22 protein-coding genes and 1 tRNA gene are annotated in these 21,670 nt (G+C 71.7%); 17 read left to right on the forward strand and 6 right to left on the reverse strand.

The window, feature by feature from the left end; all coding sequences use genetic code 11:
• Nucleotides 1-2: 2 nt before the first annotated feature.
• Nucleotides 3-665, reverse strand: a complete 663-nt coding sequence (locus ACFYXC_RS16125; protein WP_389551811.1) for a GNAT family N-acetyltransferase — start codon at nucleotides 663-665, stop codon at nucleotides 3-5.
• On the reverse strand, nucleotides 640-2,883 hold the full coding sequence (locus ACFYXC_RS16130; protein ID WP_389551813.1) for a penicillin acylase family protein: 2,244 nt from the start codon (nucleotides 2,881-2,883) through the stop codon (nucleotides 640-642). Before ACFYXC_RS16130 ends, ACFYXC_RS16125 begins: the two co-directional genes overlap by 26 nt.
• Nucleotides 2,884-2,983: 100 nt before the next feature.
• Between ACFYXC_RS16130 and ACFYXC_RS16135 the strand changes: the two genes are divergently transcribed.
• From ACFYXC_RS16135 to ACFYXC_RS16155, 5 genes are all read left to right on the forward strand, one after another.
• Nucleotides 2,984-3,712, forward strand: coding sequence for a siderophore-interacting protein (locus ACFYXC_RS16135; RefSeq protein WP_389551816.1), 729 nt, complete (start codon nucleotides 2,984-2,986; stop codon nucleotides 3,710-3,712).
• 24 nt (nucleotides 3,713-3,736) lie between these two features.
• Nucleotides 3,737-4,363, forward strand: coding sequence for an HhH-GPD-type base excision DNA repair protein (locus ACFYXC_RS16140; RefSeq protein WP_389551819.1), 627 nt, complete (start codon nucleotides 3,737-3,739; stop codon nucleotides 4,361-4,363).
• Between the two features lie 173 nt (nucleotides 4,364-4,536).
• Complete coding sequence (locus ACFYXC_RS16145; RefSeq protein WP_389551820.1) at nucleotides 4,537-4,896, forward strand: hypothetical protein; 360 nt, start codon at nucleotides 4,537-4,539, stop codon at nucleotides 4,894-4,896.
• A 640-nt stretch (nucleotides 4,897-5,536) separates the two neighbouring features.
• Nucleotides 5,537-5,833 (forward strand): type II toxin-antitoxin system VapB family antitoxin, encoded by a 297-nt coding sequence (locus ACFYXC_RS16150; RefSeq protein ID WP_003999914.1) that lies wholly within the window; start codon nucleotides 5,537-5,539, stop codon nucleotides 5,831-5,833.
• 103 nt (nucleotides 5,834-5,936) lie between these two features.
• Entirely contained in the window at nucleotides 5,937-6,575 is a 639-nt protein-coding gene (locus tag ACFYXC_RS16155; RefSeq protein ID WP_389551822.1) for a LytR C-terminal domain-containing protein, read from the forward strand.
• A 101-nt stretch (nucleotides 6,576-6,676) separates the two neighbouring features.
• Here the strand turns inward: ACFYXC_RS16155 and upp are convergent, their stop codons facing one another.
• Nucleotides 6,677-7,312 carry a uracil phosphoribosyltransferase gene (gene upp, locus ACFYXC_RS16160; RefSeq protein WP_389551825.1) on the reverse strand — a complete coding sequence of 212 codons (636 nt, stop codon included), beginning with the start codon at nucleotides 7,310-7,312 and terminating at the stop codon, nucleotides 6,677-6,679.
• Nucleotides 7,313-7,460: 148 nt separating this feature from the next.
• Between upp and ACFYXC_RS16165 the strand changes: the two genes are divergently transcribed.
• The 8 genes from ACFYXC_RS16165 to ACFYXC_RS16200 all read left to right on the forward strand — a co-directional run bounded on the left by ACFYXC_RS16165 (nucleotide 7,461) and on the right by ACFYXC_RS16200 (nucleotide 13,203).
• Nucleotides 7,461-7,643, forward strand: a complete 183-nt coding sequence (locus ACFYXC_RS16165) for a hypothetical protein (protein ID WP_388921012.1) — start codon at nucleotides 7,461-7,463, stop codon at nucleotides 7,641-7,643.
• 1,139 nt (nucleotides 7,644-8,782) lie between these two features.
• Nucleotides 8,783-9,337, forward strand: a complete 555-nt coding sequence (locus ACFYXC_RS16170; protein WP_389551828.1) for a hypothetical protein — start codon at nucleotides 8,783-8,785, stop codon at nucleotides 9,335-9,337.
• A 68-nt stretch (nucleotides 9,338-9,405) separates the two neighbouring features.
• The gene (tadA, locus tag ACFYXC_RS16175; protein ID WP_389551830.1) at nucleotides 9,406-9,843 is read left to right on the forward strand and encodes a tRNA adenosine(34) deaminase TadA; all 438 of its coding nucleotides are present in this window, start codon (nucleotides 9,406-9,408) and stop codon (nucleotides 9,841-9,843) included.
• A gap of 99 nt (nucleotides 9,844-9,942) precedes the next feature.
• A tRNA-Ser gene (locus tag ACFYXC_RS16180) sits at nucleotides 9,943-10,027 on the forward strand.
• Between the two features lie 236 nt (nucleotides 10,028-10,263).
• Nucleotides 10,264-10,443 carry a hypothetical protein gene (locus ACFYXC_RS16185; RefSeq protein ID WP_388921021.1) on the forward strand — a complete coding sequence of 60 codons (180 nt, stop codon included), beginning with the start codon at nucleotides 10,264-10,266 and terminating at the stop codon, nucleotides 10,441-10,443.
• Between the two features lie 68 nt (nucleotides 10,444-10,511).
• Nucleotides 10,512-10,805 (forward strand): Dabb family protein, encoded by a 294-nt coding sequence (locus ACFYXC_RS16190; protein ID WP_388921024.1) that lies wholly within the window; start codon nucleotides 10,512-10,514, stop codon nucleotides 10,803-10,805.
• Between the two features lie 387 nt (nucleotides 10,806-11,192).
• Nucleotides 11,193-12,059, forward strand: a complete 867-nt coding sequence (locus ACFYXC_RS16195) for an RNA polymerase sigma factor SigF (protein WP_388921027.1) — start codon at nucleotides 11,193-11,195, stop codon at nucleotides 12,057-12,059.
• Between the two features lie 244 nt (nucleotides 12,060-12,303).
• Nucleotides 12,304-13,203, forward strand: coding sequence for an RNA polymerase sigma factor SigF (locus tag ACFYXC_RS16200; RefSeq protein ID WP_388921030.1), 900 nt, complete (start codon nucleotides 12,304-12,306; stop codon nucleotides 13,201-13,203).
• A 637-nt stretch (nucleotides 13,204-13,840) separates the two neighbouring features.
• Here ACFYXC_RS16200 and ACFYXC_RS16205 read toward each other — a convergent pair.
• Nucleotides 13,841-14,032, reverse strand: a complete 192-nt coding sequence (locus ACFYXC_RS16205) for a hypothetical protein (protein ID WP_388921033.1) — start codon at nucleotides 14,030-14,032, stop codon at nucleotides 13,841-13,843.
• A 485-nt stretch (nucleotides 14,033-14,517) separates the two neighbouring features.
• Between ACFYXC_RS16205 and ACFYXC_RS16210 the strand changes: the two genes are divergently transcribed.
• From ACFYXC_RS16210 to ACFYXC_RS16225, 4 genes are all read left to right on the forward strand, one after another.
• The gene (locus ACFYXC_RS16210) at nucleotides 14,518-15,087 is read left to right on the forward strand and encodes a MarR family winged helix-turn-helix transcriptional regulator (RefSeq protein ID WP_389551835.1); all 570 of its coding nucleotides are present in this window, start codon (nucleotides 14,518-14,520) and stop codon (nucleotides 15,085-15,087) included.
• Nucleotides 15,088-15,110: 23 nt separating this feature from the next.
• The gene (locus ACFYXC_RS16215; protein WP_389551838.1) at nucleotides 15,111-17,720 is read left to right on the forward strand and encodes an MFS transporter; all 2,610 of its coding nucleotides are present in this window, start codon (nucleotides 15,111-15,113) and stop codon (nucleotides 17,718-17,720) included.
• 107 nt (nucleotides 17,721-17,827) lie between these two features.
• Nucleotides 17,828-18,652, forward strand: coding sequence for a YceI family protein (locus ACFYXC_RS16220; protein ID WP_389551840.1), 825 nt, complete (start codon nucleotides 17,828-17,830; stop codon nucleotides 18,650-18,652).
• 48 nt (nucleotides 18,653-18,700) lie between these two features.
• Nucleotides 18,701-19,162 carry a PPOX class F420-dependent oxidoreductase gene (locus ACFYXC_RS16225; protein ID WP_388921045.1) on the forward strand — a complete coding sequence of 154 codons (462 nt, stop codon included), beginning with the start codon at nucleotides 18,701-18,703 and terminating at the stop codon, nucleotides 19,160-19,162.
• Between the two features lie 93 nt (nucleotides 19,163-19,255).
• Here ACFYXC_RS16225 and ACFYXC_RS16230 read toward each other — a convergent pair whose 3' ends face one another.
• Together ACFYXC_RS16230 and ACFYXC_RS16235 are read right to left on the reverse strand one after the other, a co-directional pair.
• Nucleotides 19,256-20,089: a TetR/AcrR family transcriptional regulator gene (locus tag ACFYXC_RS16230; protein ID WP_389551843.1), complete on the reverse strand. Its 834-nt coding sequence runs from the start codon at nucleotides 20,087-20,089 to the stop codon at nucleotides 19,256-19,258.
• 78 nt (nucleotides 20,090-20,167) lie between these two features.
• Complete coding sequence (locus tag ACFYXC_RS16235; RefSeq protein WP_389551846.1) at nucleotides 20,168-21,646, reverse strand: MFS transporter; 1,479 nt, start codon at nucleotides 21,644-21,646, stop codon at nucleotides 20,168-20,170.
• Nucleotides 21,647-21,670 lie beyond the last annotated feature (24 nt).

Genomic DNA, 21,670 nt, shown 5'->3' on the forward strand with positions numbered 1-21,670 from the left:
CGTTACAGCGGTCTGCGGACGGACGCTCCCCCGTTCTCGTCCCTGTCCCTGTCCAGTCCCGGTCCCTTGTCCCTGTCGAGGAAGGCGAGTTGGGCCTTCTTCTCCGGCAGGTACACCTCCGGGAGGTCGATCTCCGGCAGCACGACGGGCGGGCCGAGCACGAAACCCTGTCGGAGCAGGCGGGCGATCGCCCTCTCGTTGCGGATGTCGGGCTCCACCACGACCCGCGGCCGGTCCAGGACCCGCAGGACGTACGTGGTGAAGGCCGTCAGCAGTGCGGTGCTGTACCCGGCCCGGCCGACGCCCTCGGGAGCCGGTCCGATCAGCAGATGGACGCCGATGTCACCGGGCTGCACCTCGTAGCACTCGCTGACCCGGTCGGCCGTCGGCTCGTACGTCTGGAAGAGCGCCGCCGGCTCGTCCCCGACGACGGCGAGGAACGCGTGGTGCGTGTCCAGGGACCCGAGATGCCGGTACGTCTCCAGCACCTGCTGCCTGCTGAAGCCGGCCATGCCCCAGAACCGGGCCCGCTCGGCGGTCACCCAGGAGTGGAGCACGTCCAGGTCGGCGTCCGGGTCCACGGGCACGATGCGGACGGTGCCGAGACCTGCCACAGTCTCCTGGTGGACGGCCGGCCGGTCACGATCCCTCGCGTACGACGTCATCGTTGTCCTCTTCCTTCTTGCTGAGCTGGTTCCAGTCGGTGACCACGGGGGCGAGTCCGCCGCCGAGCCACAGGGGCAGTTGGTCGCGGTGGTGCGCCGAGCCGGGTACGCCCGAGGCGCCGAACGGCACCACCCAGAGGCTGTTCTCACGCCGCGCCAGGTCCCACACGTAGCGGGCGGCGGGGCCCCGCGCGGCCCGGTCGGTGAGACCCGGCACGGCCGAGGTGCACAGCACGCAGTCGTGGTCGCCGGAGAGCGCGGGTTCCTCCCCGTCGTACGCCGGGTCCGGCACCGCCCGCCAGGGAGCGAGGCGGTGGGTGTCACCCCACGTGCCGTCCGGCGGGTTCCCGGCCACCTCCTCCACGGCCGCCCGGACGATGGGACCGCGGTCGATCCCGTACAGCTCCTCCGCCCGCAGCAGGCTCTCCAGGGCGAAGGCGACTCGGGGGACGAGCGCGAGCCAGGGCCGGAACACCGCGGGGTACGACGGGAACGGCGGCGACGGCGGGCGCGGCGGGGGCGACGCAGGTGATGGCGGCGAGGCGGGCGATGCGGGTGACGGGGGGCCGGTCAGCGGGGCCAGGGCGGGGTGGGCGGCGAGGTGGCGTACGACGGCGTTGCGGACCGCCGCGTAGAGGGCGGCCTCCACGCTGTCGGCGGCCATGTGGCGGTCCCAGCGCAGGAGCCGGTCGCGCAGGGCGACGGCCTCGGGGGTGAGGCCGTCGAGAGCGCCGACGTGGTCCAGCAGCGCGCCGGCCGAGGCGAGATGGGTGTCCATGTGGAGGGCGGCCATGTCGCCGGCCTTCCAGTCCGACCTCCGGTCGAGGAGTGCGCGCAGGCGGGCGGCCCGGTGCGGCGGTGCGAACTCGACGCCGAGGGGGGTGGCGGGGCCCCGCTGGTTGGCCATGACGGCGATGCCGTCGTCGACCGTGCCGCGCGGCATGGGCGCGTACCAGCCGTGCCACTCGTGGCCGGGCTCCCAGGCCGCGACGATCCGGATGCCGTTCGCCGGGTTCCGGGTGGGCACCCGGCCCGCGACGCGGTGGAGCGTGCCGCCCTCGGTGTCGGCCGCCTGGACGACGTTGACCGGCTCGGCCCAGTCGTCGAAGGCGCGGTCGACGTCGGCGACCCGGCGGGCACGGAGGAGGGGGAGGAGCGCGCTGAAGCCCAGGTCCTCCGCCACCCGGGGCGGGTGGCGGAGGCTGATGGGGCCGGCGTCGGGGTGGGCCTCGGTATCAGGGCCGGCGTCGGAGCCGGCGTCATGGGCGGCGTCGGCACGACCGGCCGCGTCGGCGCCGATGATGACCGGGCCCCGGCCGGTCTCGATCACCTCGACCTCGACGGGGGCGCCGCCGGCCACCTCGACCGTCTCGGTGTGCCGGGACGCGGGGTGCCACTCCCCGTCCGGGCCGAGGGCCTCGATCCGTCGTCCCGCCCCGCCGCCGGACCGCCGGAGCCGCTCGCGGTACAGGTCCTGGTAGTCGGCCATCGCGTTGGTGATGGACCAGGCCACCGTCCCCGTGTGGCCGAAGTGCGCGATGCCGGGGACGCCCGGCACGGCGAGACCCACGACGTCGAACTCGGGGCAGGCCAGCCGGATCTGCTGGTAGACCCCCGGAGCCTCGATGAAGCGGTGCGGGTCGCCCGCGAGGACCGGCCGCCCGGTGGCCGTGCGCTCGCCGGTGACGAGCCAGCCGTTGCTGCCCGCGGTGCCGGGCCCGTCGGTGGCGAACAGGCCGACGGCGGCCGGACCGAGACGGCGTACGACCTCCTCGCGCCACAGCTTGGCCGGGAACCCCGCGAACAGGATGTGCGTGGCGAGCCAGACAGCCATCGGCGTCCAGGGCTCCCAACGCCCCGCCGCGAGACCGACGGCCGCGAACTCGGGTGCGCGGCGGGCCCCTTCGGGCAAACCCTGGTTGACCCCGTCGACGTACGCCCGGACCCAGGCGGCCGTCTCGGGGTCCCGTCTCTCCAGGGCCGTGTGGCAACGTCTCGCCGTGTCGTCGAGCAGGGCCTGTCTCGCGAACCGGTCCCAGGCGAGCGCGTCCGCGCCGAGGAAGGCGGCCGAGGTGCCGCGCGCCCTGTGCCGCTCGACCTCGAGCTGCCAGGCGCGGTCGCGAGCCGTGACCAGGCCCTGGGCGCGGGCCAGTTCGCGCGCGTCGCCCGCGCGCAGATGCGGTACGCCCCAGGCGTCGCGATAGATCTCGACAGTCACCCTGCGCTCCTCTGTTCCTTCATTTCCCTGCCGTCTTCGCCTTAGGTTAGGCTCACCTAAATAAGGTGTGGCGGAATCGTACGCGAAGGGTGAAAACGTCATGGCGCAGGGGCACGGCTGGGAGGGCGCGGTCCTCAGACTGTTCCGTGGCAAGGACTTCACGTTCACGGTCGTGGGAGCGGAGGACGTCACGGAGCACTACCGCCGGCTGCACCTCACCGACGGCGGCATGCTCGCGGCGACCGGGGTGCACCCGACCATGTGGGTGCGGCTGTGGTTCGACAACGCGGGCAAGCCGCACCAGCGGGCCTACACCCTCGTGGACCCCGACCCGGCCGCCGGGACCTTCGGTCTGGAGTTCGCGCTGCACGAGGGGTGCGCCAGCGACTGGGCGCGGGCCGCCGGGCCGGGCGACACGATCGAGGCCACGGTCCAGGGCACGGGCTTCACCCAGCCGGACCCGGCCCCCTCCCGGGTGCTGGCGATCGCCGACACCGCCTCGCTCCCCGCCCTCAACTCCCTTCTGGACGCGGTGGGTCCGGTGCCGGCCACGATCTGGTTCGAGACCTCCGAGGGCACGGAGGGACTGCCCTTCCGGGTGGACCCGGCCCGCCATGACCTCCGTGCGGTACCCCGTCGCGATCACGGCGCGCATCTGGTGGACCAGGTGCGCGCGGCCGTGCCTGAGCTCCTGAAGGAGACGGCCGACCCCTACGTCTGGATCGCCTGCGACACGGCGACGACCCGGTCGCTGTCGGCGTACTTCCGCAAGGAACTGGCCCTGCCGAAGCACCGGGTGAACGCGCTGGGGTACTGGCGAGCGGCCTGAACCCCCACGGGTGATGATCGGACCATGGACGTCACCCTTCACCTGGCCCAGCGGCCCGAGGCCGACGCACTCCTCGGGCGCAGCCCGCTCGCCGCGCTCGTCGGCATGCTGCTCGACCAGCAGGTCCCGATGGAATGGGCGTTCGCAGGCCCCCACACGATCGCGCAACGGCTCGGCGGGGACGATCTCGACGCCCACGAGATCGCCGCGTACGAGCCGGAGGCGTTCGCGGGCCTGCTGTCCACGAAACCGGCCGTGCACCGCTACCCCGGTTCGATGGCCCGGCGGATCCAGCAGCTGTGCCAGTACCTGGTCGAGCACTACGACGGGAACGCCTCGAAGGTCTGGGAGGGTGCGGAGACGGGCGCGGAGCTGCTGCGCAGGCTGAAGGAGCTGCCCGGGTTCGGCACGCAGAAGGCCCAGATCTTCCTCGCCCTGCTGGGCAAACAGCTGGGCGTCCGCCCGAAGGGCTGGCGCGAGGCGGCGGGTCCGTACGGCGAGGCCGACGCCTTCCGCTCGGTCGCGGACATCACGGGCCCGGAGTCACTGACGAAGGTACGGGCGCACAAGCAGGAGATGAAGGCGGCGGCGAAGGCCGAGAAAGCCGCGAAGACCGCGAAGACCGGGAAGACCGGGAAAGCCGAGAACTAGAGGGGCCTTCGGCGGCTGGGGATTCCCGCACGCCCTGGCCCGCGCCCGCGGCGCCCCCGCACCTCCCGCCGCACCTCCCGCCGCACCTGGCGACGGTCCCGGCGTACGCCAAGTGGGCGGTTCTGGTGAGGCGGCCGATGCACCGGGACGCGTGACCGGGGACATGACCTGTCATGAGCCCCGACCGGTTCGTTCCGCGTACGCCGCGCCGGCCCGCCCGGCAGCGGTTCCTCGTGGCGCTCGCCGCGCTGCTGTGCGCGATGTGCGCGGTCGGCTCCGCGGGCGGCCTCACCGGAAGCCGCACGGCTCCGCCCGCCGCCGTCTCCACCGAGTCGGGCGTCGAACTCCCCCACGACGTCCTGGACACCGCCCTCCGTCCGGCCGCACGTCAGCGTCACCGCCGTCCCCTGCTGCCCGTACGCCCCGCGCACCGGCCCATCACCGGGCGTCCGCGCCGACGGGTCCACTCCCTCCCGGCCCCCCATCACATCCCTTTGCCACGCGCCCGGCGCTGCATGGTCCTGCGCTGCTGAGGAGTCCGGCTCCCACCGGACCACCCCCCAGCCGCACGAGAGGACTCCCTACATGCCGACGGACCCGTACGCGATCCTGCGCGCCCTGGTACGCGCCGAATCCCTCCGCAACGCCCCGAAGCCGCCTTCCGACACGCGGCACCCCGACGCCCGTCGTCCCGACGTCCGGCATTCCGACGCTCGTCAAAGCGCGCCGGAACGACTCCCGGAAAGGCTCCCGGAAAGGCAGACCCCGCCCCGGGACCACGAACGCGGCTGACTCGGACGCAGACGCGGAGGAGGCGGAGGCGGGGATCGTTGCCGCCTCCGCCTCGGCGCGCGCCCGCACGGTGTCGCCGCCGGCCCTCCCGGCGCCGAGGGCCCTGAAAGGCGTATCCGGATGCAATTTTCAGAACTTCCGAAGGAAGTGCGCGAGCACCGCTCGGGCCCTCGGAGGTCCTCGTCGACGGCGCTTCGGCGCCGACCATTTCGGGGCTCTGACCCGGTTTTGCCCTGATTAACCCTGGGCCGGGCTCCGAAACGATCATGAAAGGGTGATCCCGGAGAATTACCGGTTTGCCCATATTTACGACGTCATTTCCAGCGCCGCACTCCGCATCCAAGGCTGCGCCCGGAAGCTCTTGCCCGGTAGGCTTTCCGTGTGATCTTCAAGCGCATCGGAAACGGCCGGCCGTACCCCGACCACGGCCGGGAAAGCACCCGGCAGTGGGCGGACGTCGCGCCGCGCCCGGTCCGCCTCGATCAGCTGGTGACGACCAAGGGCCAGCTCGATCTGGAAACGCTGCTCGCCGAGGACTCCACGTTCTACGGCGACCTCTTCGCGCACGTCGTGAAGTGGCAGGGCGACCTGTACCTGGAGGACGGCCTGCACCGCGCCGTCCGCGCCGCGCTCCAGCAGCGCCAGGTGCTGCACGCCCGCGTCCTCGAACTGGACTGACCTCCAGGCGGTTCACGCCCGGGTTGACCCTTTCGGGTTGGACTGGGCGCGGGTCAATGATCATCTAGTAGGCATTGCGGCCTCGGCGCACTACGCTGCGCTCATGAGCATGCTCACTCCCCCTGGCATGGGCGGCCAGTACCGGATCACGGGGGACAAGTACCCACGGATGCGCAGGAACCGGGGGCGCCGCCGGATCGTGCTCGCGGTCGTCGCCTCCGTCGCCGCGCTCGGACTGGTCGGCTGGGGAACCCTGCAGCTCATCGACGTCTTCACGGGCGGTGGCGACAGGGCGTCCGCGGCTGCGGCAGCGGGCTGCGGGAAGTCCCCCTCGCCCTCCGCGAGCCCCGTCAGGGCCGTGCCGGAGCCCGGCCAGATCACCGTGAACGTCCTCAACGCCACGGCCCGCTCGGGCCTCGCGAAGGACACCGCGGACGCGCTGAAGAAACGCGGCTTCAAGATCGGCGAGGTGGGCAACGCCACCAAGGCGTACGACAAGAAGGTCGACGGGCCCGGTCTGGTGCTCGGCGCGAAGACGGCGGTCGACGCGGCGCTCCCGGTTCTCGCGACCCAGCTCGCCGGCGCCGAGACGAAGACCGACACCCGGACGAAGCCCGCGGAGGTCGACCTGATCCTCGGCAAGGCGTTCAAAGCCCTGGCGAAGGAGAAGGACGCCGACAAGGCCCTGACCACCCTGGCCAGGCCGGAGCCGACGCCCTCGGTGACGAAGAAGGGCTGTTAGCGGGCCCGTACGGTCCGCCGGCCCCTCAGCCCGTCCGGCCCGCCCGCCACTGCTTCGAGTCGGCCGTTGCCCTGTCCGGCCGTCTACGTACTGGCGTTGGGCTATTCGGCCGCGCCGTACATGCGGTCTCCCGCGTCGCCGAGGCCCGGGACGATGTAGCCGTGCTCGTTCAGGCGCTCGTCGACCGAGGCGGTCACGACCGTGACCGGGGCGCCCGCGAGCTCGCGCTCCATGACCTCGACGCCCTCCGGGGCGGCGAGGAGGACCACGGCCGTCACGTCGTCGGCGCCCCGCTTGATCAGCTCCTGGATCGCCGCGACGAGAGTGCCGCCGGTGGCCAGCATCGGGTCCAGGACGTACACCTGGCGCCCGGAGAGGTCCTCCGGCATACGGGTCGCGTACGTGGACGCCTGGAGCGTCTCCTCGTCGCGGATCATGCCGAGGAAGCCCACCTCGGCGGTCGGCAGGAGGCGCACCATGCCGTCGAGCATGCCGAGGCCGGCCCGCAGGATCGGTACGACGAGGGGCCGCGGGTAGGACAGCTTGACGCCCGTGGTGCTGGACACCGGGGTCTCGATGTCGACCTGCTCGGTGCGCACGTCCCGCGTGGCCTCGTAGGCGAGCAGGGTGACCAGCTCGTCGGCGAGGCGACGGAAGGTCGGGGAGTCGGTGCGGCGGTCGCGCAGCGTGGTGAGCTTATGAGCGACCAGAGGGTGGTCGACGACGTGGAGACGCATGCCCCAAGGGTATCCGGGCCCGTACCGCCCGTCCGTCGCCCGTCACCTGCGGTTCCGGAACCTTCGCCGCTGCCACCGCGCAAACCTCCGTTGGCATCAAACCGCCCGTCGGAGGGAAAGTGGGAGTGACCGACTGGGGGTGTTGCCGATGCCGGACCCGGAGCAGCGGAACCTGGAAGACCTGGAGAGCGACGCGCAGCGCCGCAGGCGCCGGGCCCAGTTCCTGCGGGAACTGAAGGAGGCGCGCGAGCTGCGCGACAGGGTGCAGCCGCGGCGGGCCAAGACGGCCCGCCTGCGCCACGCCATGCGCATGCGCACGTTCCGCTGGTAGCGGCCCGCCACCGGCCCCGCACCACGAGCCACCGCGACACGCGTGCGGCGGTGGCACGCATGCCACCGCGATACGCATGGCACCGCCGCGCGGCTGCGGCCAGGGCGCGCATACCGCCGCCGCGCGGATGCCACCGCCGCCCGCACGCCGCCGTCGCACGTATGGCATCGCGGCCCGTGCCGCCGCCGTCCAGATGCCGCTACGGCGCGCGTGCCGCCGCTCGGATACCGTCGCCACTCGGATACCGCCCGGCACGCATGACACCGCCGCACGCATGACACCGCCGCGCGGATTTCGCCACGGCACGCGTGCCGCCGCCGCTCGAATACCGCCGCGGCGCGCGTACGGCCACGGGCGCGTCAGACGTCACCGCTCGTCAACCGCCGTCGCCCGTCAGCCGTCGCCCCGCCGGACGCGGCCGTGCGCCAGACACGGGCGCCTCGCGGACGCAGCCGCGGCACGCATGACACCGTCGCACGCATGACACCGCCGCGCGGATTTCGCCACGGCACGCGTGCCGCCGCCGCTCGAATACCGCCGCGGCGGCGTACGGCTACGGGCTCGTCAGCTGTCGCCGCTCGTCGACCGTTGTCGCCCGTCAGCCGTTGCCCCGCCGGACGCGACCGTGCGCCGGACGCGGCTGCCCCGCGGACGCCGCCGCGGCCCGCATGTCTCTGCCGCCCGCGTGCCAGCGCGACCGCGACGGGACCCCGCATGCCGGCGCGGCGTGCGGGCCGTTGGCGTGGCGGATGCGGTCGGCGTGCGGTTGGGTCGTGTCGTTCGGATGGTGTCGGCAGGGTGTCCGCGGGGGCGCCGTCTCGCGACGCGCCGGGCGGTCGGGGCGCGACCCGCCGGGCAACGCTCGGGCGGGCTCGTACGGAGTGGGGGTCCCGGCGGCGTACGATCCCGCTGTCGGTGGGCGCCGGGCGCCCAGGTGAGGCCATGCGGCGGCGTGACGCACGCGCCACGTGACCGGGCGCGAGGACGCGACCGGGACACAGCGAGCCGAAGACCTCTCCTGAACGCTCTGTTTCTGCCACGATTCCGAGTGGGCGGGGCTCGGAGCACTCATCCCCCGCCCGCAACCTCCGCCGGGGGGATCCCCAACCGGCACGCCTAGGACCAGTGGGAGAGTCACGGTGTACTTCGCCGCACTGCTCGCGCGCACCGAAGACGGGTGGGAAGCGAGCGACACAGAGCTCGACGATGTGGAGACCCTGTCGGATCTGAGCGACCTGGCCCGCGAAGCCTCGGTCGACGACGACACGGTCCTCGTCTACATCGAGCAGGAGGACGCGTGGTTCGGAGTCGTCCGCGTGGACGGCGAGGAGGACCCTCGCATCTACGTCTCGGACGCCGCGGCCGCTGCCCGCAGTTCGTACGGCGAGATCCTGCTCACGGACGAACTGCTCGGAAGGGATCCCGGCGACGACGGCGTCGCCGACCTGGACTCCCTCGACCTCGACGGCACGGAGGACGGTGAACCCGAGGACGAGGCCGACGACGACGAAGAGGACGACGTCGGCACCACCGCCAAGGGCCGGATCGTGCCGTCCGGACCCGTCGGGGACCGCGAGGTCCTCACCGACCTCGGGGTGAGCCAGAAGGAGTTGCTGACCCTGGACAGCACCGACGCACTCGCCGAGATCGCCGAGGTCCTCGGGGCGGCGGAGGTCATGGAGGCCGTCCGCTGACCCCGTCGAACACATCGTCGAACCCAACGGAGGCACAGGACCCCGTACGCGACCGCTGGCGGGCCGCGATGCGGCTCGCCCTGGACGAGGCCGCACTGGCGGGGCAGGGCCACTGCCCGGACGTACCCGTCGGCGCCGTCGTGCTGTCCCCGGACGGCACGACGGTGCTCGCCACCGGCCACAACGAACGCGAGGCGGCCGGCGACCCGACCGCCCACGCCGAGGTGCTCGCCATCCGCCGGGCCGCCGCGCGGACCGGTGAGTGGCGGCTCACCGGCTGCACGCTCGTCGTCACCCTCGAACCCTGCACGATGTGCGCCGGCGCGATCGTCCAGTCCCGGCTGGACCGGGTCGTCTACGGCGCCCGGGACGAGAAGGCGGGCGCGGCCGGCTCCCTCTGGGACGTCGTACGCGACCGCCGGCTCAACCACCGCCCGGAGGTCGTCGCCGGCGTGCTCGACGAGGAGTGCGCCCGGCTGCTCACGGACTTCTTCCGCGACCGCTGACACCGCCACGCGCCTGCCCGGACCGCTCCCCCAAGCACCCGGACCCACGGTCGGATACGGATTTCCGAGCACGGCCCATCGTGGGCTAGGATCTCTCTCGGTAGCGTGTCCGAGCGGCCGAAGGAGCTCGCCTCGAAAGCGAGTGTGGCGCAAGTCACCGAGGGTTCAAATCCCTCCGCTACCGCTTCTGAAGGGCCCCGTCGAAAGACGGGGCCCTTCGTGCGTCCCGGCCGGCTCCCGCACGTCCCGCCACGTCCTGTATGCATGAAAGATCGTCATATCAGCTGTCCGGGTTACACTCACCGCCGACAACAGGGGTCCCAGCAGGCACAGCCGACACAGTCGGCACAGACAGCAGCCGCAGTTGGCACAGCCGGCACGAACAGCAGGCACGGACAGCAGGCACAGGGGGAGGCCGCGATGGCGGTGAACGCCAAGAAGATCGCCGTCTACGTACTCGTGGTCTTCGCGCTGTACGTGATCATCACCGACCCCGAGAAGGCGGCGGACTACGTCCAGATAGGGTTCGAGGGCATCTCCAGCGCCGCTCAGTCCGTCGGTGACTTCATGACGTGGATCGCCGACGGGGCCAAGGACTAGGCGACCCTGTCGTCGCATTCCCGCCCGGCGGCGCCGTCCCCGTATCGCCGTTCGCCCTGGGAGTGCTTGTGATCCGCCACCTGGTCCTCTTCAAGCTCGATGAAGGCGTCGGGCGGGACGACCCCCGCGTCGTCGAGGGCGTCGCCGCCTTCCGCGCACTCGGCGGACAAATCCCCGAACTGCAGTTCTGGGAGTGCGACTGGAACATCACCGACCGCCCCATCGCGTACGACTTCGCGATCAACTCGGCGGTCGAGGACACGGACGCGCTCAAGCGGTACCTGGAGCATCCCGCCCATCAGGCGGGAGTCGCGCTGTGGCGCGAGTTCGCCACGTGGGTGATCGCCGACTACGAGTTCTGAGCCGCGCCGTCTCCGCCTCCGTCTCCGCCTCCGTCTCCGACGCCGACGCCGACGCCGACGCCGACGCCGACAAGCCAGGCTCCACGCGGACCGCACGCCCCTCGCCCGAACGGCGGGGGGCTGTTTCATGCCCTGCGGTTCGCCCCGGACCAGATCCCGGCCCGGACCCGATCCCCGTCTGCCCCCGGACCTGGTCCCGGTCCGGCCCGGACCCACCCTCCCGACACCGCTCGGACCCTCAACACGAAGTGATGAGGTGCTTGCACACAGTGCACATGTCTTGTGATGCTATGACCGCTTTTGATCGATGAGTTGACGCAGGTGTCTGACGGACGTCGTTCGGACTTGTGTTTTCACGGGTTGACGGACCCAGAGGTGGAGTTGACCGTGCCGGCCAGTACCGCGCCTCAAGCACCTCCCCAGCAGAAGCCGCAGGTCACCGAACGGCTCGACGAACCGGGCGAGTCCCAGGAGCCGGGTCCGCAGCGCCGCCGCGGGGCCGACACCCGGGCCCTCACCCAGGTCCTGTTCGGCGAGCTCAAGAACCTGACACCCGGTACCCCCGAGCACGACCGCGTGCGGGCCGCGCTGATCGAGGCGAACCTCCCGCTGGTGCGGTACGCCGCCGCCCGCTTCAGGTCGCGCAACGAACCCATGGAGGACGTCGTCCAGGTGGGGACCATCGGGCTGATCAACGCCATCGACCGCTTCGACCCCGACCGGGGCGTGCAGTTCCCCACCTTCGCGATGCCCACCGTGGTCGGCGAGATCAAGCGGTACTTCCGCGACAACGTCCGCACGGTCCACGTACCGCGCCGGCTGCACGAGCTGTGGGTGCAGGTGAACAGCGCCACCGAGGACCTCACCACGGCCTTCGGGCGCACCCCCACGACCGGTGAGGTCGCCGAACGGCTGCGCATCGGCGAGGACGAGGTCCTGGCCTGCATCGAGGCCGGGCGCTCCTACCACGCGACCTCCCTGGAAGCGGCCCAGGAGGGCGACGGGCTGCCGGGCCTCCTCGACCGGCTCGGCTACGAGGACCCCGCACTGGACGGCGTGGAGCACCGGGACCTCGTACGGCACCTCCTCGTGCAGCTCCCCGAACGGGAACAGCGCATCCTTCTGCTGCGCTACTACAGCAATCTGACGCAGTCACAGATCAGTGCCGAACTGGGTGTCTCGCAGATGCACGTGTCAAGGCTGCTCGCCCGCAGTTTCGCCCGGCTTCGATCCGCAAACAGGATCGAGACGTAAGTCCGGGGAGCGAATCGTCCCCAAGGACTTTTCCCGACGTTTATCCGTCGAAAAAACGCCAGACCCCCTTTTTCCAGGGCCTATTCACCCTTGTTGTGTCGACATGTCACTACAGCGTGTTGCCGACATGTGACATTCTTCCGGTGACGCGTTTGCCGCAGCCTCGCCTCCGGTATTCAGGTGGAGGCTGCGTTCCTTCGACGGGAGCGTCCGCCGCGACCGTCCGCGACCCAAAGGGGGTGGCATGTCCGCAGACCAGGGCAGCTCCAAGGTGCTCACGCTCACGAAGAGCGAATCCGCACCCGACGTGCTTCACAGTGTGGTTGTCGAGGTACCGGCCATCCCGGCCGCGGAAGCCCCGGCCTTCCCCCCGACCTCGGAAGCGATCGACACCCGCACTCTGTCCCGCTCCCTGTTCCTGCGGCTCGCCGCACTCGACGAGAACAGCCCCGAGCGCGCCTATGTACGAGACACCCTCATCGAACTCAACCTCCCGCTGGTGCGTTACGCCGCCGCCCGCTTCAGGTCGCGCAACGAACCGATGGAGGACATCGTCCAGGTCGGCACGATCGGCCTGATCAAGGCGATCGACCGCTTCGACTGCGAACGGGGCGTGGAGTTCCCGACGTTCGCGATGCCGACCGTCGTGGGTGAGATCAAGCGGTTCTTCCGGGACACGTCGTGGTCGGTGCGGGTGCCGCGCCGGCTCCAGGAGCTGCGGCTCGCGCTGACCAAGGCCAGCGACGAGCTCTCCCAGAAGCTGGACCGGTCCCCGACCGTCGCCGAACTCGCCACCGTGCTCGGTGTGTCGCAGGAGGACGTGGTCGACGGCCTGGCGGTGGGCAACGCCTACACGGCGTCGTCCCTCGACTCGCCCGCCCCCGAGGACGACGGCGGCGAGGGCTCCCTCGCGGACCGCCTCGGGTATGAGGACACGGCACTGGAAGGCGTCGAGTACCGCGAGTCCCTCAAGCCCCTGCTCGCCAAACTCCCGCCCCGCGAACGGCGGATCATCATGCTCCGCTTCTTCGCCAACATGACGCAGTCGCAGATCGGCGAGGAGGTCGGCATCTCGCAGATGCACGTCTCCAGGCTGCTCACGCGGACGCTGTCCCAGCTGCGGGAAGGGCTCGTCTCCGACTGATCTGCCGTCCCCGCCGGGTGGTTGCGTTGGCTGACGGTCCCCGTCAGCCGCCGCACGGGCGCGATGCCCGCACGGGTCCGATGCCGCATCTGCCCGACGCCCACACGGGCGTGACGCGTCGCACGGGCGTGATGTCCCACACGGGTGGTGACGCGTCGGCAGTCGGGACGTGCCGGCGGCGGCATGCACCGGCGGGCTGGACGCACCGGCGAGCGGGGCAGCCGTCAACGCGTGGTCGCCGAGGTGCCTTTGGGCTGCCGGGCGGCGGCTGCCGCTACTTGCCGATTGCCGCTGTCTGCGGGCAGCGGCTTTTCTCGGCCGGGAGTCCGCTCCGGTCCTACGGACGGTACGGGCGACCCACGTAACGGCGGTGACGGCGGCGGGAGTTCGCAGCCGGTGAGCCGAGTGGTCCCGCCCCCGGGGCCGGTCCGCGGTCGCGGCTGCCTGCCGACGGGCGCCGGTGCGAAGCGGCCACCGTCGGCCTGCCCGGCAGCAACGGCGGGAATCCCGCGGTGCGTTCGGGCACGGCGACCTGCGGGACCCAACTCGTCAGCGCGAACTGAGCGGTGTGCGTCGCGCCGGGGTTCCCGTTGGCGCTGCCGAAGGTGGGCGAGGGCGCCCTTCGGCGCCCCACCGCCTACTTGAGTGCGAGCCAGGCGACCACGGCGACGACCGCGATGGCCACGATCACGCCGACGATCAGACCGATACGGGGACCGCGGGGAGCCGCCTGCTGCCGGCTGCTCTGCGGGTCGTCGACGAACGCTCGGAACATCTGGGTGCTACCCGCGGGGTCGTAGTTGCCCTCGGGTCCCTGGGTGTTTGCCATGCGCGTGACCCTATCGGGTGCGTTCTGAGGTCCCAAGTTTTGGGTGCCGCCTTCTGGTCATCGTGTGCGCTTTCTGATGACGGGGTGACGAGGGGGTGGGGTGGCGGGGCGTGCGTGCGGCCGCGGGTGCGCCGTGGCTGAGCGCGCAGTTCCCCGCGCCCCTGGCGGGGTGCGGGTGCAGCCGCGGATGCGCCGCGGCCGAGTTCGTGTGCGGCCCGGGTACGCCGTGGCGGGGACCGTGTGCGGTTGCGGGTGCGCTGTGGCTGAGTGCGCAGTTCCCCGCGCCACTGGTGGGGCTGGGCTTCGCCCTCGCCCTACCTCAGCCCCCCGCCGCCACCGCCACTGCGAAGCGCCCTCCCACCTGCAGGTTTACGTTTGTCAATACTTGCCTTTGCCAAGGTTTTATCCCCTGGGGCCCCATTTCGTTTGCCTGCAGCAACCAACCGTTTTTATAGTTGCCTGAAGCAACAAGCAAGGGAGGTGCGATGGCCGCTCGACGGCAGTACGAAGAGCTGGCCCAGCAGCTCGGCGCCATCGGCGCCGTGAAGCGGGGCCTGGGCCGGGTCCTCCCGCACGAATGTCCGGCCGGGTCCGCCGCCGTGCTCACGCTGCTCGACCGGCACGGCGAGATGCGGATGAGCAGGCTCGCGGAGCTGATGGCCATCGACATGTCGGTGACCAGCCGGCACGTGGCGCACGTCGCCGAACGCGGCTGGATCGACCGGTCCGCCGACCCCGCCGACAAGCGCTCCCGCATCCTGCGGCTCACCCCCACAGGGCGGGGCATGCTCGCCGACCTCTCCGAGCGCTATATGAACGCGCTCGCCCATTACCTGGCGGACTGGACCGACGACGAGGTCGACCAGCTCAGCGCCCTGCTCGGACGCCTGCGCGCGAGCTTCGGGGACTGCCGGACCGTCCCGGCGGCACCGGCGGCACCGGCCGTGCCGACGCCGGCCTCACCGCCGCCGCCGGCCGCGCCGCTCGCACCGCCCCTCCCGTCCGGGGAGGCCCCAGAGGCTCCGCCCGGGCGGACCACCCGTACACCCGTATGACGCACCACAAGAAAAGGAAGCCCATGGCAACGACCACACCAGCCGGTGTGCGGGGCTCACACGCCAAGCACGGAGGTTCGCCCGACGGCGCTCCGATGACGCACCGGCAGATCATGGAAGCCCTCTCCGGGCTGCTGCTCGGCATGTTCGTCGCGATCCTGTCGTCGACGATCGTCTCCAACGCACTGCCCGAGATCATCGGCGACCTGGGCGGCGGCCAGTCCGCCTACACCTGGGTCGTCACGGCCACGCTGCTGTCCATGACGGCGACGACACCCCTGTGGGGCAAGCTCGCCGACCTCTACAGCAAGAAGGCCCTGGTCCAGATAGCCCTGGTCATCTATGTCCTGGGCTCGGTGGTGGCGGGGCTCGCGCAGAACCCGGGCATGTTGATCGCCGTCCGCGTCGTCCAGGGCATCGGCGTCGGCGGTCTCTCGGCCCTCGCGCAGATCGTCATGGCCGCGATGATCTCCCCGCGCGAGCGCGGCCGGTACTCCGGCTACCTCGGCGCCACGTTCGCAGTCGCGACCGTCGGCGGCCCGCTGCTCGGCGGTGTCATCACCGACACCAGCTGGCTCGGCTGGCGCTGGTGCTTCTACGTCGGCGTGCCCTTCGCGATCATCGCGCTGATCGTCCTGCAGCGGACCCTGCACCTGCCCACCGTGAAGCGTGAGGTCAAGGTCGACTGGGGCGGCGCGTTCTTCATCTCCGCCGCGGTCTCGCTGCTGCTCCTGTGGGTCACCTTCGCCGGTGACAAGTACGACTGGGTGTCGTGGCAGACGTACGCGATGGTCGCCGGCGCGGTCGTCCTCGGTCTGCTCTTCGTGCTCGTCGAGTCCAGGGCGAGCGAGCCGATCATCCCGCTGCGCCTGTTCCGCAACCGCACCATCACCCTGTCGTCCGTCGCGTCGCTCTTCGTGGGTATCGCGATGTTCACGGGCACCGTGTTCTTCAGCCAGTACTTCCAGCTGGCCCGGGACGAGTCGCCGACCATGTCCGGTGTGCTGACGATCCCGATGATCGGCGGTCTGTTCATCTCCTCCACCGTCTCCGGTCAGATCATCACCAAGACCGGCAAGTGGAAGGCGTGGCTGGTCGCCGGCGGCGCCCTGGTGACCGCGGGTCTCGGCCTGCTCGGCACGATCCGGTACGACACGGACTACTGGCAGGTCGCCGTCTTCATGGCGGTCATGGGTCTCGGCATCGGCATGATGATGCAGAACCTGGTGCTCTGCACGCAGAACCAGGTCGCCCCCTCCGACCTCGGCGCGGCCAGCTCCGTGGTCACCTTCTTCCGGTCCCTCGGCGGCGCGATCGGTGTCTCCGCGCTCGGTGCCGTGCTGGCCAACCGCATCACGCACTACACGAAGGACGGCCTGGCCGGCATCGACCCGAAGTACTCCGCGGCCGCCGGCGGCGGCAGCGACAGCATCCCGAACGTGGACTCGCTGCCCGGTCCGCTGCGTACCGTCGTCGAGAACGCCTACGGGCACGGCATCGCGGACATCTTCCTGATAGCCGCTGCCATGGCGCTGATCGCCTTCGTCGTCACGATCTTCATCAAGGAGGTCCCGCTGCGTACGTCGGGCGGGCTGGCGCAGGCGGCGGAGGCCCAGGCGGAGGTCCCGGCGGTCGCCGAGGCCACCCCGGCGTCGGCCGACTCGGCCGACGCGTTCCCGGCCGAGTCCGACGAGCGGGTCCCGAGCTGGGCCGTCCAGGACAACGGCACCGGCAGCCCCGGCACCGACGCCGGCTCGTATGACGGCACCGGGTCCGGCCCCGAGGGCACCCGGAGCGCCCAGGGCACCCAGCGGCTCTCGGCGGTCGCCACCCTGGCGGCCGGTACCGACCCGGGCACGGGTGCCGCCTCCGGCGGGGTCCCGGTCCACGGGTTCGTACGCGGCGCCGAGAGCGCGCCCGTCCCCCGTGCCGCCGTCACGCTGATCTCCCTCGCGGGCCGTCAGCTGGGCCGCTCGGTCGCCCAGGCCGACGGCGCCTACGCGGTGGACGCGCCCGGCACGGGTTCGTACGTGCTGATCGCCTCCGCGGACGGGTTCCAGCCGCAGGCGTCGACGGTCGTCGTGAACGGTGAGCCGCTCGCGTACGACATCCTGCTGAGCGGCACGAGCGGGCTGTCCGGCGCGGTGAAGGCCGCCGAGAGCGGCCGGCCGGTCGTGGGCGCGATGGTCATCGTGACCGATGTGCGCGGCGACGTCCTGGCCACCGGGACCACCGGTGAACAGGGCGAGTTCACCTTCGCCGAGCTGGTGCCCGGCGCCGTGACCGTCGCGGTGAACGCCGCCGGACACCGGCCCCGCGCCCTGCCCGTCGAGGTCGGCGGCACCGGGGTCACCCGGGTCGAGGTCGAGCTGACGGCCGGAGCGCAGCTCCAGGGCGTCGTGCACGCACCCGGCGGGCCGCTGGGCGACGCCCGGGTCACGCTCGTCGACGCGGCGGGCAATGTGGTCGGCACCGCCACCACCGGGACGGACGGGGCGTACGCCTTCACCGACCTGGACAGCGGCGAGTACACCGTCATCGCGACCGGCTATCCGCCGGTGGCCACGGCACTGACCGTCAGTGGCACCGGCGTGGACGGTCACGACATCCGGCTCGCCCACCCGGGCGAGTAGTCGGGGACCGGTAGCTGAAGACCCCGGCCCGTGGAGCGCGTTCCGAGCGGAGGCGCGCTCCGCGGGCCGGTTCTCGTGGGGAAGAGACTGAGAAGAGGTTGTGTGAAATGGGACTGACCGCGCGGATCCGTACGCGGGACGGCTGGGCCGTGTCGCACGCGGTCGTCACGGTGACCGACATGACGGGCGCCCAGGTGGTGCGCGCCGAGGCCGACGAGGAAGGCACCGTGCGGGACGCGGTCGCGGTCGCGCCCGGCGCGTACACGGTGATCGTCACGGCCGTCGGGTACGCACCCGTCGCGTCGAGCGCCCTCGTCACGGCGAGCGGCCGGGCCGAGATCGGCACGGTGACGCTCGCCCGGCAGGGCGGCACCGAGCTGCCGCCGCCCGGCCCCTGGACCGTGGACCCGGCGCACTCCTCGGTGGCCGCCGTCGCCCAGCACCTGGGGATCTCCAGCGTGCACGGCCGGTTCACCCAGTTCGCCGGTTCGATCGAGATCGCGCCGGACGACGTCGCCAAGTCCCGTGTGGAGGCGGTGATCCGGGCCGACTCGATCGACACGGGCAACGCCATGCGCGACGGTCACCTGAAGTCGCCGGACTTCCTGGACGTCGAGCGCCACCCGGAGATCAGGTTCGTCTCGACGGGTGTGACCCCGGCCGTCGGAAGCGACCGCTGGACGGTCCACGGCGAACTGACCCTGCACGGGGTCGTCCGCCCGGTCGACCTGTCGCTGGCCTACCTGGGCACCGGCGCCGACTCCTGGGGCGGGACCCGGGCGGCCTTCCGCGCCACCACGGAACTGCGCCGCGAGGACTTCGCGATGAACTACAACCAGGTCGTCGCGGCCGGCATCGCGGCCATCGGCACGACGCTGAAGGTCGAGCTGGACATCCAGGCCGTGCAGGGGGAGACACTCCCGCAGGCGTAGGCACGACAGGAGCAGGCTCAGCCGCGGCCCACCGCCTAAGCTGCCCGCATGGCACCGAACATCGCGACGAACACCGCCGTATCGCTCGACGAGTTGCTGGACTTCGTACGGCCCCGTCACCGCGCCGTCCTGCTCACCCGCAGGGCGGACGGGAGCCCGCAGGGTTCACCGCTGACCTGCGGCGTCGACGATTCGGGCCGCGTCGTCGTCTCCACCTACCCGGAGCGCGCCAAGACCCGCAACGCCAAGCGCGACGACCGGGTCAGCCTCATCGTCCTGAGCGACGAGTGGAACGGCCCCTGGGTCCAGATCGACGGCACGGCCGAGGTGATCGACTCCCCCGACTCGGTGGAGCCCCTGGTCGAGTACTTCCGCAACATCTCGGGCGAGCACCCGGACTGGGACGAGTACCGGCAGGCCATGCTCAAGCAGGGCAAGTCCATCATCAGGATCACCCCGGAGAAGTGGGGCCCGGTGGCGACGGGCGGCTTCCCCGCCCGCCTGGCATAGACCGCGCGTGCCCCGCCAGGGACGCGCCCGCAGAGGCGCGCCCCAAGGGGCGCGGGGAACTGCGCGACCAGCCCCCACCGACCCGCACCCGACTCACCGCCCCCCGGACTCCGCTTCCGCCTCCGCCGGCGCCGACGCCTCCGCCGACGCGGCCCCCGCCTCGCGGTCCACCATCGCCACGATCCCCGCGATCAGCACATCCAGCCCGAAGTGGAAGTCCCGCTCGTACATCTCCTCCACCGTGCTCCCCCCACGCGCCCGCATGATCTCCCTGGACTCCTCAAGGACGTCATCCAGCTCGGGGGACTCCTGCAACGAGCTGAGCGCCTGCTGGAAATACGCGTCGGGGCTCATCCCGGCCGCGGCGGACCGCAGCGTGAAGTGCCCTTCGATCGTGCCGAACCCGTACACGAACTGGAAGACGGCCGAGATGGCCCCCGCCAGCCGGTGCGTGGGCAGCCCCGTCCTGCGGATCACGCGCTGCACGGTGCGGGAGAACGTCACCGACCTGGGCCCGATGTTGAGGAACGTCCCGGCGAGGGACGACGCCCAGTGATGCCGTACGAGAAGGGCCCGGTATCCGGTGGCGATCGCCCGGAGCTGGTCCTGCCAGTCCTCGTCGGCGTCCGGATCCGGCAGCTCCAGTTCGCCGTAGACCGCGTCGAGGGCGAGTTCGAGAAGGTCGTCCTTCGTGTCCACGTACCAGTAGACGGACATCGCGGTCACCTTCAGCTCGGCGGCCAGCCGCCGCATGGAGAACTTGGCCAGGCCCTCCGCGTCGAGCAGCCGTACCGTCACCTCGGTGATCCGGTCCCGGTCGAGCGACGCCGGCTGACCGCCCCGCGCGCCGCCGCCTCGCGGGGTCTTGCCCTCCACCCAGACGCTGGTCCGCGCCGGGCGCTCGGCCCGGCCGGCTGCCCTCACCATGGCGCACCTTCCTCGGAACTCTGCGGAAGGGGCGGTCCGTGACACCGGGGTCCGCCCCGCCCTGATGCTAAGCGGGCCTCATACCCGCGCCGCCACCGCGGAGTCTTCCCGCTCGGCCCGCCGGAGCAACGCGGCGGCCAGGAGTCCGCCGGCGAGCACGGCCACCGCGCCCACCAGCTGGCTGGTCTCCAGCCCCGCGGCGAACGCGTCCGTGATCCGCGCACGCTCGTCCGCCGAGTCCGCGGAGGCGAGGGCCGCCGGGAGCGAGGCTGCGGTGAACGGGATCAGCGCGGCGAAGCGGGCGTTGAGGACCGCGCCGAGGACGGCGACGCCGAGGCCGTTGCCGAACTCGGCCAGCGTGCCGTTGACGCCCGCGCCCACGCCCGCCTTCTCCGGCGGGATCGCGCTCATGATGGCGTACGCCATGGCGGGGTTGGCGATCGCGGCGCCCGCGCCGATGAGCAGGAGGCCGAGCAGCGTGCCGGGGTAGCCGCTCGTGGCGAGGGTCGCGATCGACACCAGGCCGCCCGACATCAGCACCATGCCGAGGATGATCGACACCGGCGTGCCGAGCTTCGCCGTCAGTTTCGCCGCCAGCCCGGTGAAGTTGAGGGCCACCACGGTCAGGGCGAGCGGCGCGGTGCGCAGTCCCGCCTCCAACGGCCCGTACCCGAGGACGAACTGGAGGTGCTGGGTCAGCAGGAAGAGCGCGCCGCCCATGCCGAAGGTGATCAGCACGGCACCGGCGACCGCCCCCGTGAAGCGCCGGTTCCTGAAGAAGTGCAGGTCCAGCATGGGGTACGGGATCCGGCTCTCCCAGTACGCGAAGAGCGCCAGGACGACGACCGCGAGGGCGGCGGTGGCGAGGACGCGGCCGGAGGTCCAGCCGTGTTCCGGGCCGGAGATGATCGCGTACACGAGGGCGGTCATGCCGATCGTGGAGAGCAGCGCGCCGAGGAGGTCGGGGCGGTCGCCGCGCGGGTTCTTCGACTCCGGTACGAGGGAGATCACCGCGACGAGCGCCAGCGCCACCACCGGCAGGTTGACCAGGAAGATCGCGCCCCACCAGTAGTGGTCGAGCAGGAATCCGCCGACCAGGGGGCCGGTCGCGAAGCCGAGGGCGTTGACGGCGCTCCAGATGCCGATGGCCTTCGGCTGCTCCTCGGTCGTGAAGATCTGCATCGCGACGGCGAGCGTGGTGGTGAGCAGGAGCGCGCCGCCCACCCCCATGCCCGCGCGGGCGGCGATCAACTGCCCGCTGGTGTCGGCGAGTCCGGCGGTCAGTGAGCCGATGCCGAACAGGGCGAGGCCGGTCACCAGCATCTTCTTGCGGCCGTAGCGGTCGGCCGCGCTGCCTGCGCTGAGCAGCAGGCCCGACTGCACCAGCGAGTACGCGTTGATCATCCACTGGATGTCGGCGGTGCCCGCGTCCAGTTCCTCGGTGAGGGACGGGATGGCGACGTTCAGCACGGTGTTGTCGAGCAGCACGGTGAGCTGCGCGAAACATATGACACCGAGGATCAGCCACCGCTGGGGGTGGCCTTGCGAGGTTGGCATGCCATACAGCGTAGAACAGTTCCT

The organism is Streptomyces sp. NPDC002701, from assembly GCF_042889045.1.
Taxonomy (GTDB): domain Bacteria; phylum Actinomycetota; class Actinomycetes; order Streptomycetales; family Streptomycetaceae; genus Streptomyces.